Here is a 16,893-nt window from a genome sequence, read left to right as displayed (position 1 = left end):
TCGAGCCAACCGATCGGCGGCCTTGCCGCCCGGCGTCGATCGTGCGACCGGTGAGCTTAAAGGAGCAAGACCATGGGTTTCTTCCGCGAGGCGAGCGTCTACCTCGGGCTTCGTGACGACGACCGACGGTTCGAGGATGACGACGCTCGCGACCTGCCGCCGGTCCGCGCCGAGCGACCGATGAGCGGGGCGCCCGTGTCGCACGGCGCCACCGCGGTCGCGCTGCAGGATGAGGATCACGACCTGGAGCCCGTGCACCACGCCGAAGTGACCCCGCTGCGCCGGGCCCCGGTCGCTCAGGTGATCAACGAGGTGGAGGTCAGCGCAGTGAATCGCATTACCACCATTCACCCGCGGACCTACAACGACGCGCGCAGCATCGGGGAGGCGTTCCGCGAGGGCACCCCAGTCATCATGAACCTCACCGACCTCGACGACTCGGACGCGAAGCGGCTGGTGGACTTCGCGGCGGGCCTGGTGTTCGGATTGCAGGGCGCCATCGAGCGCGTGACCAACAAGGTGTTCCTGCTCTCCCCGGCCAACGTCGAGATCACCAGCGAGGACGGCGAGACCTCCAAGGCCGGCCGGGGGCTGTTCAACCAGAGCTGAGCCAGTGCTGGCACGCCGGACCAGGCAGACACGCCCGGGGCGCCCGGGGCCCGATGCCGGGCCCGGGCGCCCCGTCGTCGATACTTGAGGTCATGACCACCGCGCGTCTCTTGATTGCCTGGCTGCTCAACATCTATCTGATGCTGCTGCTGATCCGGCTCGTCTTCGACTGGATCCAGATGTTCGCGCGGGACTGGCGTCCCCGGGGGCCGCTGCTCGTGGTGGCCGAGGCGGTCTACAGCGCCACGGACCCGCCGCTGCGCGCCGTGCGCAAGGTGATCCCGCCCCTGCGCCTCGGCGGGGTCGCCCTCGACCTGTCGTTCATGGTGGTCATCTTCGCGGTCTATCTGCTGCGCGGGCTCGTGGCCTAGGCGGCTCGCCCGAGCCGTAGTTGGACACCCGTCCAAGTCCCCCGAACGTGACGACTGTCCAGATCAGAGCGCTATCCAGGCCCCGCGACACGCCCGGGCGAGTGCGTTGGGACTCGCTGTCCCGGGTACCCTGGCGAGTGTCCACCACCTGTCTACACACCGGTCCGAACGAGGGGACGACATGGCGCTCACGCCCGAAGATGTCCTGAACAAGAACTTCACAGCCACGCAGTTCCGGCGTGGTTACGACGAGCAGGAAGTGGACGACTTCCTTGACGAGGTCGTGGTGGAGCTGCGCCGGTTGTTGGGGGAGAACGCCGAGTTGCGCCGCAAGATCGACTCGGGTGGGGGCGTCATCCAGGACGTCGCGCGGCCGGCCCCCGGCGGCCCCGCGGGGGCCGACGACACGGCGGTCCTCGAGGCCGAGGCGGCGGCCAAGGCAGAGGTGGAACGGATCCAACGCGAGTCCGAGGAGCGCATCGCCAAGGCCCGCAGCGGCGCCGAGCAGGCCGAGAAGGAGGCCGCGGACCGGATCGCCAAGGCCAACGCCGACGCGGAGGACGCCGAACGAGCGGCCGCGGCCGCGGCGCAGGCGGCCGACGAGGCGCGGGCCTCGGACGCTGCCCCGGCGGCGGACGGTGCGGCGCCGGCACCGCTGGTGGCCCCGACGCCCGCGGGCGCTGCGGATGCGGCCGGGGTCATCGCCATGGCCCAGAAGCTGCACGACGAATATGTCTCCCAAGGCAAGGCCGAGCACGATCGTCTCCTCGGCGAGGCGACTCAACAGCGCGAGGCCATGCTCGCCGACGCGACGGGTCAGCGCGACCAGATGCTGGCCGAGGCGACCGACCAGCGCGACCGGTTGGTCGGCGAGGCGCAGAGCCGTCACGACGAGCTCATCGGCACGGCCGAGGCGCGCCACGCCGAGCTGCTCAGCACGGCGCAGAGCGAGCACGACCGGCTGGTCAGCGAGGCCAACGAGACCCACGAGCGGTTGATCACGGAGGCCCGCGAGCGTTCCACCGGGATGCTGGCCGAGGCTCAGCAGAAGCGTCAGACGATCGTGGAGGAGCTGGAGCGCACCCAGTCGGCGCTTACCGCGCGGATCTCGGAGCTGCGCCAGTTCGAGCAGGACTACCGCGCCCGACTGCGCACGTTCCTCGAGGGTCAGCTGCACTCGTTGACGACGGCGGATTCCGTCGCCCCCGACGACGCCGGCCGGCCGGACCAGGAGGGCGACAGCTCCGCTGAGGCCGCCGAGGCCGCGGAGGCGGGGGAGTAGGGCCGACCGAGGGGTACGTCGATCGGGGCGAGGACCTGCACGCTTGTCCGCACCAGCGGCCCCGAAGGTCTATCCTGTCCTCCACTGATCGAAACCGGTCAGTTGCGTAACGATGAGCGAGGTAGTGATGCCCGGGACCAAGCAACCGGCGACGGACGCGCCGCAGCACGACGATCTGTCGTGGCTGCCGCTTCGCGACGGCGAGGAGCCATGGACCGCGGCCGACTTGGATGAGGTCCGCACCGAACTCTTCGCCGAGAAGGAGCGCCTGGAACAGGACCTGGCCGAGTCGGAGATGGACCTGCAGGACCTGATGCGGGACTACGGCGGGGGCTCGGGGGACGACTCGGCAGATACCGGGGGCAAGGTCCTGGAGCGAGAGCAGGAACTGACGCTGACCAACAACTCGCGGACGCTGCTGGCACAGACCGAGCGGGCGCTGGAGCGGCTGGTGGACCACACCTACGGGTCGTGCGAGAGCTGCGCGCAGCCCATCGGGAAGCTTCGCCTGCAGGCATTTCCGCGCGCCACGCTGTGCGTCTCGTGCAAGCAGAAGCAGGAACGGCGCTGAACGTTAGCGACGCCGATCACGGCACCGCGGCGCGGGCCCACCCGCGGCGCCCCCGCGTCTCGCTCAGCTGGCTGTTCGGGGTCCTGGCGATCGCGGTGCTCGTCTACACGCTCGACCGAGTCACCAAGACCTGGGCCCTGGAGAATCTCACCCCCGGGGTGCGGCAACCCTGGCTGGGGGAGGTCCTGCAGCTGCACCTGATCTTCAACCCGGGCGCCGCCTTCTCGTTCGGGACCAGCGCGACCTGGGTGTTCACGATCATTCAGGCGACCGTAGCCGTCGGCATCCTCGCCGTGGCCCCCCGCCTACGGTCAAAGGCCTGGGCCGTCGGCGGTGGCCTGGCCCTCGGCGGCGCCCTGGGCAATCTCACCGATCGACTGACGCGGGAGCCGGGGTTCGGCGTGGGCCACGTCGTGGACTTCCTGGAGCTGCCGCACTGGCCCATCTTCAACATCGCCGACTCGGCGATCGTCGCTGCGGCCGTGCTGGTGGCGGGCGCCACGATGGCCGGTGTCGGCGCCTTCGGCCGCGACGAGCCCGGCGCGTCGCTGCGGCGTCCCACCGCGCCCGACGTACCGGCGGGCGAGACCGGCGGCCCGCGTGCCTGACGTGCGCACGCTGCCCGTGCCGGACGGGCTGGAGGGCGAACGCGTGGACGCCGCCCTCGCGCGGCTGTTCGGCCTGTCCCGCACGAAGGCGGCGGACCTGGCAGCGGACGGGAGGGTCCGGCTCGACGGCCGCTCGGTCGCGAAGTCGGACCGCCTGCGCGGGGGTGCCCTCCTCGAGGTGAGCCTGCCGGAGCCGGGGCAGCCCCCCGGGCTGGAGGTGATCGCCGAGCCCGTGCCGGGCATGCGGATCGTGCACGACGACGACCACATCGTCGTGGTCGACAAGCCGGTCGGCGTGGCCGCGCACCCCAGCGTGGGCTGGTCCGGGCCCACCGTCGTGGGTGGCCTGGCCGCGGCCGGCTACCGAATCTCGACCAGCGGCGCGAGCGAGCGCCGCGGCATCGTGAGCCGGTTGGACGTGGGCACGTCGGGGTTGATGGTCGTGTGCAAGAGCGAATACGCCTACACGATGCTCAAGCGGGCGTTCCGCAATCGCACCGTGGACAAGACCTACCACGCGCTGGTGCAGGGCCTCCCCGATCCGGTGGTCGGCACCATCGACGCACCGATCGGGCGGCACCCGGCGTACGACTACAAGTACGCCGTGATGAAGTCCGGCAAGCCCGCGGTCACGCACTACGAGGTGGTCGAGGCGTTCGGTCCCGCGAGCCTGCTGGAGGTCCATCTGGAGACGGGCCGGACCCATCAAATTCGCGTCCACTTCGCGGCCGTGCGGCACCCCTGTTGCGGGGACCCGCTCTACGGCTGCGACCCGGTGCTGAGCAAGCGGCTCGGGCTGGACCGGCAGTGGCTGCACGCCACCGGGCTCGGCTTCGAGCACCCCGGCTCGGGGGATTGGGTGACGTTCACCAGCACCTATCCCGAGGACCTCCAGCGGGCGTTGGACGTCTTGTCCGCCTGAGCCGCCTGCTCGCCCGGGTCAGGGCCTGGGGAAAGTCAGCGTGCCCTTGGTCGGGAAGTCCTCCGGCCGGGTTTCCGGCGCGGGGCGGTAACCGTCATGGAGCACGACCCGGTAGTCCATGGTCAGGGCGCCCTGGGAGGGGATGAACAGGCCCGTGAACTGCGGGCCGGGGATCGTCTCGAGCTTGGCGCGTCGGTAGCCCGCCAGGTCGCCCTTCAGCGCCGGGTCCGGGGGTGAAGGTCGCCCCCGCCGGCAGCCCGGTCAACCGGCAGTAGACGTCGAACGCGGGCGCGTTGCGCCAGGTCCGGTCCACCAGGTTGACGAGCACCGCTCCCGGTCGTCCCTGCGGAGCGCCGCCGGTGCCCACGGAGGGGAGCTGGGCGAGCTTGCGGCCGTCGACGGACAGCTGCTTGGGCGTGGCATCCGCGAGCGTGGCGCCGTTCCGGGCCACCGGAAACACGGTGACGCGCATGGGCGTGCTCGGCGCGGGCAGGTCGAGGACCCGCCAGAGCTCCCCGGCCTTCGCCCGCGGGACGCCGATCCCGCCGGCCCGCGAGGTCGGCCAGGGCTGGGTGGCCGGCACCGCGACGTAGTAGTAGTCGACGCCCCGCAGCGCCTCGATGCGGATCCGGGTGTCCCCGCGACCGCTGGCGTTGCTGGTCTGGCCCTGGTGGACGTGGTACTCCGAGTAGGAACACGTCCGGTTGGTGGCGTTGAGGATGAGGGTCGCCGCGGGCACGCCGAACCAGGGGTACGGCGCGCTGGGGTCGTTGCGGGTCTCGATGCGGGCGGTCCCCCGGTGGTACGCCGCGGCGGGGACGGCCACGATGAGCCGGCCGTTGCCGGGGTCCGACGCGGGCAGGTAGCCGTTGGCGGCGTCCGGGTTGGCCGCCTTCCAGGCGTCGTTGTGCCAGGTGACCTTGCCGGTCTCGGTGGTGTACTCGGCCACCATGTGGGCCTCGTCGGCGACGGTCTCTTAGATCTTGCCGGAGTACTCGCCGTGGATGGTGAAGGTGTCTTTCTTGCCGCACTGGTCGGTCGCGACGGCCCACTCGCCGGCCCAGGCCTGGGCGGCCGGCGGGGCGACGACAGCGAGCCCGGTAACCAGGCCGGCGGCGCTCAGGGCCAGCAGGCGGGAGGCGGCGGTACGGCGAAGAGGGAGGCTGGGCATGGCGCGGAATCCTTTGTCGTGTACAGGGTTAACAGGGGGGACGACCTCTCAGAGCCCCGGGCGGCGCGAAAAATACACCGCGGCAAGGAAATCGGTCAGGCCCCGCATTGCGGTCGCCCGGACGCCGGGGCCCGGCGGTCACGCGGGGGGAGGATTGGGCGGGCGGCGCGGATCCTGCCGAAGGGCGCCGCGCCGGCACGCCGTACGTCCTGGGACGGCTCCGCGGCGGACGGCCGCTGTCGGTCGCGCGACGTAGACTCGGCGGACCATGTCGAGCACGCCAGCCGCCCCCGCCAGCCCCACCTCGCTGATCGGTACGGGCTTCGCCCACCTGCACAATCACACCGAATACTCGATGCTGGACGGTGCCGCCCGCATCGACGACCTGTTCGCGGCGGCCGCCAGGATGGGGATGCCGGCCCTGGCGACGACCGACCACGGCTTCATCTTCGGGGCGTACGAGTTCTGGAAGAAGTCCGCCAAATACGGGGTGAAGCCGGTCATCGGCATCGAGGGCTATCTGACGCCGGGCACGCACCGCACCGACAAGACCCGGGTCAAGTGGGGCGACGGCACCCGGGACGACGTCTCCGGCGCCGGGTCGTACACCCACATGACGATGTGGGCCAAGGACAACGCCGGCATGCACAACCTCTTTCGGCTGTGTTCGCTGGCGAGCCTGGAGGGCTACTACTTCAAGCCGCGGATGGACCGCGCGCTCCTGCAGACCTACGGGCAGGGGATCATCGCCACCACGGGCTGCCCCAGCGGCGAGGTGCAGACGCGGCTGCGGCTCGGGCAGTACGAGCAGGCGCTCCAGGCGGCGAGCGATTTTCGCGACATCTTCGGCGCCGAGAACTTCTATTGCGAGGTCATGGACCACGGCCTCGACATCGAGCGGGCCGTCCAGCGCGACCTCTTGCGCCTGGCGAAGGAGCTGCAGCTGCCCCTGGTCGCCACCAACGACCTGCACTACACCAACGCCGAGGACGCCAAGTCCCACGCGGCGCTGCTGTGCGTGCAGTCCGGCAGCACGCTCATGGACCCGAACCGGTTCAAGTTCGACGCGGACGAGTTCTACCTCAAGAGCCCCGAGCAGATGCGCCACCTGTGGCGCGAACTCCCGCAGGCCTGCGACAACACCTTGGCCATCGCGGAGCGGTGCGAGATCGACTTCGTCGAGGAGACCGGCAAATACATGCCGCGCTTCCCCTGCCCGGACGGCGAGGACGAGACGAGCTGGTTCATCAAGGAGGTCGAGCGCGGCCTGCGCGCGGTTCCCGGCCGGGATCCCCGACTACGCCCGCAAGCAGGCCGAGTTCGAGCAGCAGGTCATCATCGGCAAGGGCTACGCCGGCTACTTCCTCGTGGTCGCCGACTTCATCAACTGGGCCAAGAACAACGGCATCCGGGTCGGCCCGGGCCGCGGCTCCGGCGCGGGGAGCATGTGCGCCTACGCGATGCGGATCACCGACCTCGATCCGGTCCCGCACGGCCTGATCTTCGAGCGCTTCCTCAATCCCGAGCGCCCCTCGATGCCGGACTTCGACGTCGACTTCGACGAGCGCCGGCGCGGCGAGGTCATCAAGTACGTGACGGACAAGTACGGCGCCGACCGCGTCGCCCAGATCGTCACGTACGGAACCATCAAGGCCAAGCAGGCCGTCAAGGACTCCGCGCGGGTGCTCGGCCATCCGTTCGCGGTGGGCGAGAAGCTCACGAAGGCGATGCCGCCCGACATCATGGGCAAGGGCATCCCGTTGGCCGGGATCTTCGATCCCGCGCACAAGCGGTACGCCGAGGCGCAGGACTTCCGGGACCTGCACGACAGCGACCCGGTGGCCCAGGAGGTGGTCGCCACCGCCCTCGGGCTGGAGGGCCTGAAGCGGCAGTGGGGCGTGCACGCGGCCGGCGTCATCATGTCGAGTGAGCCGCTGATGGACGTCATCCCGATCATGAAGCGGGAGCAGGACGGCCAGATCATCACGCAGTTCGACTACCCGAGCTGCGAGAACCTCGGCCTGGTCAAGATGGACTTCCTCGGGCTGCGCAACCTCACCATCCTGGACGATGCCCTGGCGAACGTGAAGGCCAACCGGGGCGAGGACATCGATCTCGATGTCCTGTCCAAGGACATGACCGACGAGGCGGCGTACAAGCTGTTGCAGCGCGGCGACACCCTCGGCGTCTTCCAGCTCGACGGCGGCGGGATGCGCTCGCTGCTGCGCCTGATGCAGCCGGACAACTTCGAGGACATCTCGGCGGCGCTCGCGCTCTACCGGCCCGGCCCGATGGGCGCCGACAGCCACACGAACTACGCGCTGCGCAAGACGGGCCGCCAGGAGATCGTGCCGATCCACCCCGAGCTGGCCGAGCCGCTGGCCGAGATCCTGTCGATGACGCAGGGGCTGATCATCTATCAGGAGCAGGTCCAGCAGATCGCCCAGAAGCTCGCGGGCTACAGCCTCGGCAAGGCCGACATGCTGCGGCGGGCGATGGGGAAGAAGAAGAAGGAGGTGCTCGACGCCGAGTTCGTCCCGTTCGAGCGGGGAATGCTGGAGAACGGCTATTCGAAGCAGGCGATCAAGACCCTGTGGGACATTCTGGTCCCGTTCTCGGACTACGCGTTCAACAAGGCGCACACCGCGGCGTACGGCCTCGTCTCCTATTGGACCGCCTATCTGAAGGCGAATTACCCGGCCGAATACATGGCCGCCCTGCTCACGAGCGTGGGCGACGACAAGGACAAGTCCGCCCTCTATCTCGGCGAATGCCGTCGGATGGGCATCAAGGTGCTGCCCCCGGACGTGAACTCGTCCATCGGGTTCTTCGCCGCGGTCGGCGAGGACATCCGGTTCGGGCTCCAGGCCGTCCGCAACGTGGGGGCCAACGTCGTCGAGGCGATCGTGCGCACCCGGGCGGAGAAGGGGGAGTTCACCAGCTTCGCGGACTTCCTCAACAAGGTCCCCGCCGTCGTGTGCAACAAGCGCACGATCGAGTCGCTGATCAAGGCGGGCGCGTTCGACGCCCTCGGGCATCCGCGGCACGGGCTGGTGCGGATCCACGAGCAGTACGTCGACGCGCTGGTCGACGTCAAGCGCAAGGAGGCGATCGGGCAGGACAGCCTCTTCGCCAGCTTCGGCTTCGGCGATGACGACGAGGCCGGGTGTGGCGTCGGGGTGATGGACGCCATGTCCGGGCTGCCGCCGGTCCCGGACGTGGAGTGGGACAAGGCCACCGAGCTGGCGTTCGAGCGGGAGATGCTCGGTCTCTACGTCAGCGACCACCCGCTGTTCGGCATCGAACACGTCCTCGCCCAGCACGCCGACTGCTCGATCTCCGCGCTCAACGTCCCGGTCGAGGAGGGCGGCCGCGGCGACGGGGCGACCGTGACCATCGCCGGGCTGATCACCGGCCTGCAGCTGAAGCGGACCAAGAACGGCGAGCTGTGGGCGATCGTCACGGTGGAGGACCTGGAGGGCGCCGTGGAGTGCCTGTTCTTCCCGAAGACCTACGTGACCGTCAGCACCATGCTGTCGACCGACGTGGTCTGCACGGTGCGGGGCCGGGTCAACCGACGCGACGACGCCACGAGCCTCTACGTCCAGGACTTCACGCTGCCCGACATCAAGGAGGGACCGCGGGGGCCGGTCGTGCTGTCGCTGCCGCTGGCCCGGGCCACCCAAGGCCTGGCCGAGCGACTCAAGGACGTCCTCGCCGAGCACCCGGGGGTGACCGAGGTGCAGGTCAAGCTCACCCAGCCGGGCCGCAGCGTGCTGATGCGCCTCGACGAGTCGCTGCGCGTCACCGCGAGCCCGGAGCTGTTCGGCGACCTGAAGGCCCTGCTGGGTCCGTCCTGCCTGGGCGTGCACTAGCCACCCTGCGCCGCAGACCACCCTGCCCGGCCCCCTTGCCCTCCCTCCAGCCGTGCGTCATGGGTGTAGCCGAACACGACGTACCGGAAGCGGTTGTCCACCCCGTCGCAGGCCGTGGCCAAGTCACACACCCGGATGTGTGGGCGGATGTGTAGAGTAGGCGCATGGCCACCAATCTCGCCATCGACCCCGCCTTGCTCGACCGCGCGCTCGCCGTCGGTGGCGAGCGCACCAAGAAGGCGACGGTGACCCGGGCCCTGGAGGAGTACATCGCGCGTCGCGAGCAGACCAAGCTCCTCGCACTGCTCGGGACGGTGGACTGGGATGAGAGTTACGACTACAAGGCCGAGCGGTCCCGGTGACGCTCTTGGTCGACACGAGCGTGTGGTCGCTGGCGCTGCGGCGGGACGAGGCTTCGACCGCGCCCGAAGTGGAGGAACTCAGGAGGGCGCTCGCTGGCGGAGACCTTGTCGCGACGACAGGCCTGATCCTGCAGGAGGTCCTGCAGGGCGCCGTGCCAGCGCGAGTCCGTGAGCAGATCGCCGACCGGTTTGCGGCGTTGACCCTCATCTCGCCCGATCGCGCGGACCATGTGGGTGCGGCGGAGCTGCGCAACACCTGCCGCCGCGCCGGGGTCCAGATCGGCACGATCGACGCGCTGATAGCTCAGCTGTGCCTCGGTCGAGGCCTGACGCTCCTCACCACGGACCGGGACTTCCGCCATGCGGCGCGGCACGTGCCCCTGCGGGTCTGGTCCGCCCCCGCGCACTGAGTAGTCCGGCGTGCCTGGCCGAGCCGTGACGGGCACCCGGTACGGACCCGGAGTCCGCTCAGCTCGCGCGCGTGTCGACCGCGGCGGCTGCGGGTGCGACCGTCGGTGCGGTGGTTGGTGCGGCTCGCGGCGCCGGGGCTGTGGGACGGGTCGTTGACTCGGTCATCAGCCGACGCACCGCGGGCAGGTGCACGCCGCCGAGGTAGTCCTCCCAGCGCCAGGCCGCCACGTCGAGCGGCTCGCGACGGCGTTCGGCCGCCGGCCGGGCCGTGTCGAGGGCCCGCAGGCCCGCGTCGTCGTACCGCGTCGATGAGCAGCTGTAGGGCTCGTACAGGACGACGAACTCGCGGGCCGAGGCGAGCCGCCGCGCGGTTCGCACGAGGCGCGCCCGGGCCGGGCCGCCTATGGCGCGGGGGAGACGCTTCGTCAGCGGCAGGATCCGCTCGGTCCACCGCGTCGTCCGGGTCAGATGGCGCCGCATCGCCGCCGGCGACACGAATCGGAAGGGGCGCGGCCGCACCGCCCGGCCGTCCCGGTCCGCCCAGGGATGCTCCGCGAAGTAGCGCTGCGTGATCCGACGCAGATCCTCCAAGCGCAGCGGATTGGACACGCTCGTGCCCACGTGCAGATAGCGCGGGCGGCCCGGGGTCGGCGGTCGGCGCGCCGCCGCGAGGATCGCGTTGACGACGATGTCGACGGGAACGATGTCGAGCACGAGCTCGGGAGCCCCGGGGAAGGCCGGCAATCGGCCCTTCGCGTAGGCGACGATCATCGGGTCCGTCACCTTGAAACCGTCGAGCCATCCGGGGAAGGGGTGGTGCAGGGCGCTCTCGATGATGGTGGGCCGCACGATCGTCACCGGCGCCGGCGCGCAGACCTGTTCCGCCACCCGCTCGCCCAGCGCCTTGGTGTAGGTGTAGGCGTCGGTCCAGCCGCGCTCCCGGGCCCGCTCCAGGCCCTCCGCGACGAGCCGGTCGCGGACCCAGCGGGAGCGCGCCGCGCCGAGCCGCGGGTGCGCGGGTCCCGCCCCGGCGACGGTCTGGAAGATGCGGCGAGCGTCGGCGGCCTGGCCGATGGCGGCGGCGCTGCGGGTGGCGTGCTCGAGTTCGGCGCGCCAATCCAGCTCGTGGGGCAGCCTCGTCTCCAGCCCGAAGGGCACCCGGTCGGTCCAGACGTAGGCCGTCGACACGTGCACGATGTGCGGCACCGGCCGAGCCGGCTGCCTGACGTCGGGCGCGGCCGCGGGCGCGGGCGCGGGCGCGGGTGCGGGTGCGGGTGCGGGTGCGGCGGCACCAACGGCACCGCAGAGTGCCTCGTAGAGGGCCTGCGGACCGGCCACGTTCGTCGCGAAGGCGTCGGTGAGACAGGGCCGGAACGTCACGTCGCCGGCGGCGTGCAGGACGACATCGTACGGCGGCCGGTTGGCCAGGAGGTCGGCGGCGTCGCCGAGGGATCCGGGCAGCGCCGTCACGCGATCCCGCAGGATCGCGTCGGCCCGGACGTCGCCGACCCGGGCGCGCCAGGGGGCGAACGCCGGCTTTCGGGTCAGCTCGTCGAGCCGGGCCTGCGCCGAGGCGCCCTGCGCTGGCCGGATGAGCACGTCGATCGCCGTGGCGGGATGCTCCGACAGCAGGCGTTCGAGGATCGCCTGGCCGAGGAATCCCGTCGCGCCGGTGAGCAGGACGCGTCCGTGCAGGAGTCGATGCGACGGAGCGGATGCGGAGCCGTCGAGCGTCGGTGCGTGGCGCACGGGCGACCTTCCTCGTTCAGGCTGAGCCGCCCGGCGGGCCGACCGAGACCGGCACGCCCGTGCGGGCATGGACGCGGCCCGTCGTAGCCTGCTGGCATGCCGACGCCCCCGAAGATCGCCGCTCGCCCCCACGAGCGTTGCCTCCACGGCGATCGCACCATCGATGAGTATGCATGGCTCGCAGCCAAATCCGGCAATCGCGTGGATCCCGAGGTGGTGGCCCATCTCGAGGCCGAGAACGCCTACTGCGCGGCGGTCACTGCGGATCAGGAGGAGCTGCGACGGGCGATCGTCGGCGAGATCAAGGCGCGCACGAAGGAGACTGACCTGTCCGTGCCGGTCGCCTACCGCGGCTGGTGGTACTACTCGCGCACCCAGGAGGGCAAGCAGTACGCCGCGGAGTGCCGGGTACGGGTCGAGCCGGGGCAGCCGCGGCCGGCGCCGGAGCCGGGGCAGCCCTGGCCCGGCGAGCAGGTGCTTGTCGACGGTGACGTCGAGGCGCGCGGTGGGGACTACTTCGCGCTTGGGGCCTGCGAGGTGAGCAGCGACGGCGAGCTGGTGGCCTTCGCGGTGGACCGCGAGGGCGACGAACGGTTCGACGTGGTGGTCCGCCGCATCGCCGATGGTCAGGTGGTCGACGAGGGCCTGCGCGGGGTCGGTTACGGCCTGGTGTGGTCCGCCGACTCGACGTACGTCGTCTACACCCGGGTGGACGAGGCCTGGCGTCCGTACCAGGTGTGGCGCCACGAGATCGGCGCCGATCCGGCGACGGACACGCTGCTGCTGCAGGAGGACGACGAGCGGTTCTGGCTGGGGATCGGCAGCTCGCGGGACGACCGCTGGCTCGTCGTCGCGGCGGGCTCGAAGACGACGAGCGAGTGCTGGCTGGGGTCGCTGGAGGCGACGGCGGCGGAGGGTCCAGTGCTGGTCTCGGTGGCGGGCCGGGTGAGCGGGTGGGAGTACGACGTGGAGCCGGCGGGCGACGGCCTGCTGGTGACGCACAACGCCGCCTCGCCCGACTTCGAGGTCAGCTGGGCGCCGGCGCCGGGCATACCGCGCGAGGACTGGCTGCCGTGGCTGGCCCCGGCCGACGGGGTGCGCTATCTCGGGGTGGAGGCCTTCGCCGGGCACGTCGTCGTGACCCTGCGGGAGGGTGGGCTGCCGCGGCTGCGCCTCGCCCGCCGCACCGGGCCGGGCCTGCCCGGGTTGGGCGAGCCGACGCCGCTGGTGCCGGACGAGGAGCTGTTCGCGATCGGCACGGAGTCGAATCCGGAGTGGTCGGCGGGCACGGTGCGGGTGCTGCACGAGTCGTTCGTGACGCCCAAGACGCTGGCCGAGGTCGACGTGGCCACCGACGCGTGGACGGTGCTGAAGCGGCAGGAGGTGCTGGGCGGGTACGACGCGACGGCGTACGTGCAGCGCCGCGAGTGGGTGCGGGCTGCGGACGGGGTGGCGGTGCCGCTCTCTCTTGTGCACCGGGCCGGGGTCGAGCCGGACGGGACGGCGCCGGTGATCCTCTACGGCTACGGCGCGTACGAGGCCAGCATGGACCCCTGGTTCTCCATCTTCCGGCTCTCGCTGCTGGACCGCGGGGTGGTCTTCGCCGTGGCGCACGTGCGCGGTGGCGGGGAGCTGGGGCGGGCCTGGTACGACGCGGGCAAGCTGGCCGCCAAGCCGACCACGTTCACGGACATGGTGGCCTGCGCGCGGCACCTGCACGAGCGGGGCTGGTGCGCGCCGGACCGGCTGGCCATCCAGGGCGGCTCCGCGGGCGGCCTGACGGTGGGGGCCACGCTGAACCTGGCGCCGGAGCTGTTCGTCGCGGCCCACGCGGACGTGCCTTTCGTGGACGCGCTGACCTCGATGTTGGACGAGTCGCTGCCGCTGACGGTGGCCGAGTGGGAGGAGTGGGGCGACCCGCTGCACGACGCCGCGGCGTACGCCTGCATGCGGTCCTACACGCCGTACGAGAACATCCAGCCCGTCGCCTACCCCACCATCCTCGCGACGACCAGCCTCAACGACACCCGCGTGCTGGTGGCCGAGCCGGCGAAATGGGTGGCACGGCTGCGCGCCGTGGCGACCCAGGACCAGGAGGCGCGGCCGATCCTGCTGCGCACCGAGATGGTGGCGGGGCACGGCGGCAAGAGCGGGCGGTACGACGCCTGGGAGCAATACGCGTTCGAGGCGGCCTTCCTGCTGACGGCGCTGGGAGCGACCGAGCTGCGGTGAGGTGAGCCGCTCGCTCATGGACCATAGCCAACAGATCGTTGACAACGTTCCATTGACAACAAGTTGTTGAGCCGGGAGGGTGGCGGCATGAACGCCATGCCTGCCCTTCATCACGAGCGTGCGGCCGCGCTGGCCGCGGCGCGCGAGCACCTCGCGCGGGCCGGGGCCGCGGACCTGCCCGACTTCCCGTGGACCCCGGGGCGGGTGCCGCACGCCGACGCCACACTGATCCGGTTCGCCCTGTGGCGGGCCGAGCAGGGCGGCCTCGACGTGCCCGCGGACCTGCACGCCGCGCTGCAGCTGGTCGACTCCGCGCGGGCCGAGCTCGACGCGCTGGAGGCAGGATTGCTGTTCCTGGCGCGCTCGGAGGGGCTGACCTGGCCGCAGATCGCCGACCATCTCGGAGTGCGCTCGCCGCAGGCGGCGCAACAACGGTTCGACCGTACGTCGTCGCGGGCCGGCGGCTCGGCGCCTTCGGATGACGCGCCCACCAGCGGCCGGCCGTGACCGCCTCACATCCCCACGCTTCGCCTCCCGAGCTGCTGGTGTTGCATGCGGTTCGGGTCGCCGGCATGACCAACGAGGGGGCCGTCGCACGGCGTACCGGCGTCGCCGCCGACCACGTGGTTGAGCTGTTGCTGGACGAGGAGGCCCGCGGGAACGTCTCGCGCGTCTCCTTCGCAGGCCACCGCGGCTGGGCGCTCAGCGATCGCGGTCGCGCCGAGGACGGGCGGCGGCTCGCGGCCGAGCTGGACGCAGCGGGGGTGCGGGACGTGGTGGCGGGCGCGCATGATGCGTTCGCGGCGCTCAACGACCGGGTCATGCGGGCCTGTACGGACTGGCAGCTGCGGCCCTTCGGGAGTGATCGCTTCGCCGACAACGACCACCTCAGCGCCGCCTGGGACGGGCGGGTGCTCACTGAATTGGCTCGGATCGCTCCGGAACTCGGCGCGCTGAATGGCGTGCTGGCGGGCGTCCTGGCGCGGTTCGCTGGCTATGACGTGCGGTTCGCCGAGGCGCTTCCTCGAGCACGCACCGGCGACGTGGACGCTGTCGCGGGCGTCGGCGTCGGGTCGTGTCACGCGGTGTGGATGGAACTTCACGAGGATCTGTTGTCGACGCTCGGGATCGGACGGGGGGAAGGATGACCGGCCGCGTGCTGTACCTGGCCCGCCACGGCGAGGCGGATGTGTTCGGGACCCTGTCGGCCGCGGGGCGAGCCCAGAGCGATCTGTTGGGCCGACGGATAGCGCACCTGCCGGTCACCGCGGTGTGGCACTCACCGCTCGCGCGGGCCGCGGACTGCGCGCGCGAGCTGGCGCGCCACCTGCCGGGCGTGCCGGTGGCCGAGGCGGCCGAACTGATCGACCACGTGCCCTATGTGCCCACCCCGGAGGAGACGCCTGCGTCGTGGCGGGGGTTCTTCGATGGGTACGACGAGAGCGAGGCCGCCGCCGGGCAGGCCGCGGCCGCCGCGCTGGTGGCGCGGTTCGGGACGGTGGCCGGGCAGGGGTCGCGACAAGGCCCGCCGCAAGCCGACGGTGGTGGCCGTGCGGAGGCGAGCAGACACGAGGTGCTGATCACGCACGCCTACCCCATCGCCTGGCTCCTCCGGGACGCGCTCGGCGCGCCCCCCGGATCGTTGGCTCGGCCTGTCGTCGGCAGCGAACGCCGCGCTGACGGTCATCGCGTACGGTCCGTCCGGGCCGCCCGCCGTGACGATGGTCAACGATCAGTGCCACCTGTCGCCGGAGCTGCGCTGGACCGGGTTCGGGGCGGGGTCGCGGCCCTGATCTGGGTCGATCCGGACGCGGCCGGCAGCCGGCCCTCGGCGACCGGGTGTTCGCATGGTCCGGCCGGGAGGAACGGGTGGTACATCATCAGCGCGTGGTTCTCGGCGACGACTTCGTCCCCGACGAGCGACCCGTCGGCCGCGTAGGAGCGCCGCGCCAGCCGGTTGCGGCGTACCCACCGCCCGGGCCCCTCGTGCGTGATCAGGTGGGCGTCCTCGTAGACCTCGTACCGGCATGCCGGCGCCAGCGTCGCCCGCCAGGCCCCCACGAGCTCGGTCCGGGTCACGGTCAACGACAGCCGGTACGGCGCCGCGGTCGGGTTGCGGATCTGCAGGTCCAGTGACGGATACGAGCAGGTCGCGCCGCTGGCGAACGGCTGGGTCCGACCGGCATCGGGGAACAGGTCGTACGTGTGCCGCCAGCGCTCCGTGACCTCCAGCGGCGTGTGCAGCGTCAGCCAATAGAGGAGGTTCGTGAGCTGGCACAGTCCGCCGCCCACCGCCTGCCCGAGGTGACCGTCGTGTAGGACCAGCCCGGGGAGATAGCCGCGCCGGGCGGTCGGCGCCCCCACCTGGCGCCACACCGACAGCGTGCGTCCCGGCGGGAGCACCACGCCGTCCAGGTGCGCCGCCGCGAGGCGAAGGTTCGTCACCTTGTTGAGCTGCAGTTGCTGGTCGAGACCGGACAGCGGCCGGAACAACGGGGTACGGTGTTCGGCCACCGCCACCGAATAGTCCCCCTCGGGGGCGGTCGCCAGCCGCCGTACGGCGTCGCGGTGCCACTGCAGTTCGCGGCGGAGGCGACGGTACGTCGGGGCCGCCACCGCCGTCCCCGCCAGGCGCTCGCGCCAGACCCCTCGTCGCTCCCAGGCGTCGACCACGACCCCCAGCCTGGCCCTCGCGGCGGCCACCGGCAAGCACCGGGCAGCTCTTCCTCG

Annotated in this window: 15 protein-coding genes and 2 pseudogenes; 13 read left to right on the top strand and 4 right to left on the bottom strand. The window is 71.4% G+C overall.

The window, feature by feature from the left end; genetic code table 11:
- The first annotated feature begins 72 nt into the window (after positions 1-72).
- From IPK37_00250 to IPK37_00225, 6 genes are all read left to right on the top strand, one after another.
- Positions 73-609, top strand: a complete 537-nt coding sequence (locus IPK37_00250) for a cell division protein SepF (protein ID QQS00984.1) — start codon at positions 73-75, stop codon at positions 607-609.
- A gap of 92 nt (positions 610-701) precedes the next feature.
- Positions 702-980: a YggT family protein gene (locus IPK37_00245; GenBank protein ID QQS00983.1), complete on the top strand. Its 279-nt coding sequence runs from the start codon at positions 702-704 to the stop codon at positions 978-980.
- Positions 981-1,161: 181 nt separating this feature from the next.
- Positions 1,162-2,262, top strand: a complete 1,101-nt coding sequence (locus IPK37_00240) for a DivIVA domain-containing protein (protein QQS00982.1) — start codon at positions 1,162-1,164, stop codon at positions 2,260-2,262.
- 127 nt (positions 2,263-2,389) lie between these two features.
- Complete coding sequence (locus tag IPK37_00235) at positions 2,390-2,833, top strand: TraR/DksA C4-type zinc finger protein (protein ID QQS02567.1); 444 nt, start codon at positions 2,390-2,392, stop codon at positions 2,831-2,833.
- A 71-nt stretch (positions 2,834-2,904) separates the two neighbouring features.
- Positions 2,905-3,441 carry a signal peptidase II gene (lspA, locus tag IPK37_00230; GenBank protein QQS02566.1) on the top strand — a complete coding sequence of 179 codons (537 nt, stop codon included), beginning with the start codon at positions 2,905-2,907 and terminating at the stop codon, positions 3,439-3,441.
- Entirely contained in the window at positions 3,434-4,363 is a 930-nt protein-coding gene (locus IPK37_00225) for an RluA family pseudouridine synthase (GenBank protein ID QQS00981.1), read from the top strand. The genes lspA and IPK37_00225 overlap by 8 nt, the downstream gene beginning before the upstream one ends.
- A gap of 94 nt (positions 4,364-4,457) precedes the next feature.
- On the opposite strand, the gene IPK37_00220 is transcribed toward IPK37_00225, so the two are convergent.
- Both IPK37_00220 and IPK37_00215 read right to left on the bottom strand, forming a co-directional pair.
- Positions 4,458-5,315 carry a hypothetical protein gene (locus IPK37_00220; protein QQS00980.1) on the bottom strand — a complete coding sequence of 286 codons (858 nt, stop codon included), beginning with the start codon at positions 5,313-5,315 and terminating at the stop codon, positions 4,458-4,460.
- 24 nt (positions 5,316-5,339) lie between these two features.
- The gene (locus IPK37_00215) at positions 5,340-5,534 is read right to left on the bottom strand and encodes a hypothetical protein (GenBank protein QQS00979.1); all 195 of its coding nucleotides are present in this window, start codon (positions 5,532-5,534) and stop codon (positions 5,340-5,342) included.
- A 268-nt stretch (positions 5,535-5,802) separates the two neighbouring features.
- Here IPK37_00215 and dnaE point away from each other — a divergent pair.
- The 3 genes and pseudogenes from dnaE (at position 5,803) to IPK37_00200 (ending at position 10,181) form a co-directional block, all read left to right on the top strand.
- Positions 5,803-9,409: pseudogene (gene dnaE, locus IPK37_00210) on the top strand (DNA polymerase III subunit alpha).
- 164 nt (positions 9,410-9,573) lie between these two features.
- Entirely contained in the window at positions 9,574-9,771 is a 198-nt protein-coding gene (locus tag IPK37_00205; protein ID QQS00978.1) for a type II toxin-antitoxin system VapB family antitoxin, read from the top strand.
- Positions 9,768-10,181, top strand: a complete 414-nt coding sequence (locus IPK37_00200; GenBank protein QQS00977.1) for a PIN domain-containing protein — start codon at positions 9,768-9,770, stop codon at positions 10,179-10,181. Before IPK37_00205 ends, IPK37_00200 begins: the two co-directional genes overlap by 4 nt.
- 58 nt (positions 10,182-10,239) lie before the next feature.
- On the opposite strand, the gene IPK37_00195 is transcribed toward IPK37_00200, so the two are convergent.
- The gene (locus tag IPK37_00195; protein QQS00976.1) at positions 10,240-11,931 is read right to left on the bottom strand and encodes an SDR family oxidoreductase; all 1,692 of its coding nucleotides are present in this window, start codon (positions 11,929-11,931) and stop codon (positions 10,240-10,242) included.
- Positions 11,932-12,027: 96 nt separating this feature from the next.
- Here IPK37_00195 and IPK37_00190 point away from each other — a divergent pair, with 96 nt between their 5' ends.
- The 4 genes and pseudogenes from IPK37_00190 (at position 12,028) to IPK37_00175 (ending at position 15,956) form a co-directional block, all read left to right on the top strand.
- Positions 12,028-14,163 (top strand): S9 family peptidase, encoded by a 2,136-nt coding sequence (locus IPK37_00190; protein ID QQS00975.1) that lies wholly within the window; start codon positions 12,028-12,030, stop codon positions 14,161-14,163.
- Positions 14,164-14,250: 87 nt separating this feature from the next.
- The gene (locus IPK37_00185; GenBank protein QQS00974.1) at positions 14,251-14,670 is read left to right on the top strand and encodes a DNA-binding protein; all 420 of its coding nucleotides are present in this window, start codon (positions 14,251-14,253) and stop codon (positions 14,668-14,670) included.
- Positions 14,667-15,311 carry a transcriptional regulator gene (locus IPK37_00180; protein ID QQS00973.1) on the top strand — a complete coding sequence of 215 codons (645 nt, stop codon included), beginning with the start codon at positions 14,667-14,669 and terminating at the stop codon, positions 15,309-15,311. Before IPK37_00185 ends, IPK37_00180 begins: the two co-directional genes overlap by 4 nt.
- Positions 15,308-15,956, top strand: a pseudogene (locus IPK37_00175) (histidine phosphatase family protein). The gene IPK37_00180 and the pseudogene IPK37_00175 overlap by 4 nt, the downstream one beginning before the upstream one ends.
- Here IPK37_00175 and IPK37_00170 read toward each other — a convergent pair.
- A complete protein-coding gene (locus tag IPK37_00170; GenBank protein ID QQS02565.1) occupies positions 15,889-16,794 on the bottom strand; it encodes a VanW family protein in 906 nt (301 codons plus the stop codon). The pseudogene IPK37_00175 and the gene IPK37_00170 sit on opposite strands and share 68 nt — an antisense overlap.
- Positions 16,795-16,893 lie beyond the last annotated feature (99 nt).

Source organism: Austwickia sp., from assembly GCA_016699675.1.
Lineage (GTDB): Bacteria > Actinomycetota > Actinomycetes > Actinomycetales > Dermatophilaceae > Austwickia.
This window is presented reverse-complemented; position numbering and strand designations above follow the sequence as displayed.

Excerpts from the sequence above, each read along its gene's own strand:
- IPK37_00250 (QQS00984.1), top strand. The coding sequence starts at position 73 with ATGGGTTTCTTCCGCGAGGCGAGCGTCTACCTCGGGCTTCGTGACGAC.
- IPK37_00245 (QQS00983.1), top strand. The coding sequence starts at position 702 with ATGACCACCGCGCGTCTCTTGATTGCCTGGCTGCTCAACATCTATCTG.
- IPK37_00240 (QQS00982.1), top strand. The coding sequence starts at position 1,162 with ATGGCGCTCACGCCCGAAGATGTCCTGAACAAGAACTTCACAGCCACG.
- IPK37_00235 (QQS02567.1), top strand. The coding sequence starts at position 2,390 with ATGCCCGGGACCAAGCAACCGGCGACGGACGCGCCGCAGCACGACGAT.
- IPK37_00220 (QQS00980.1), bottom strand. The coding sequence starts at position 5,315 with ATGGTGGCCGAGTACACCACCGAGACCGGCAAGGTCACCTGGCACAAC.
- IPK37_00215 (QQS00979.1), bottom strand. The coding sequence starts at position 5,534 with ATGCCCAGCCTCCCTCTTCGCCGTACCGCCGCCTCCCGCCTGCTGGCC.
- IPK37_00205 (QQS00978.1), top strand. The coding sequence starts at position 9,574 with ATGGCCACCAATCTCGCCATCGACCCCGCCTTGCTCGACCGCGCGCTC.
- IPK37_00190 (QQS00975.1), top strand. The coding sequence starts at position 12,028 with ATGCCGACGCCCCCGAAGATCGCCGCTCGCCCCCACGAGCGTTGCCTC.
- IPK37_00185 (QQS00974.1), top strand. The coding sequence starts at position 14,251 with ATGAACGCCATGCCTGCCCTTCATCACGAGCGTGCGGCCGCGCTGGCC.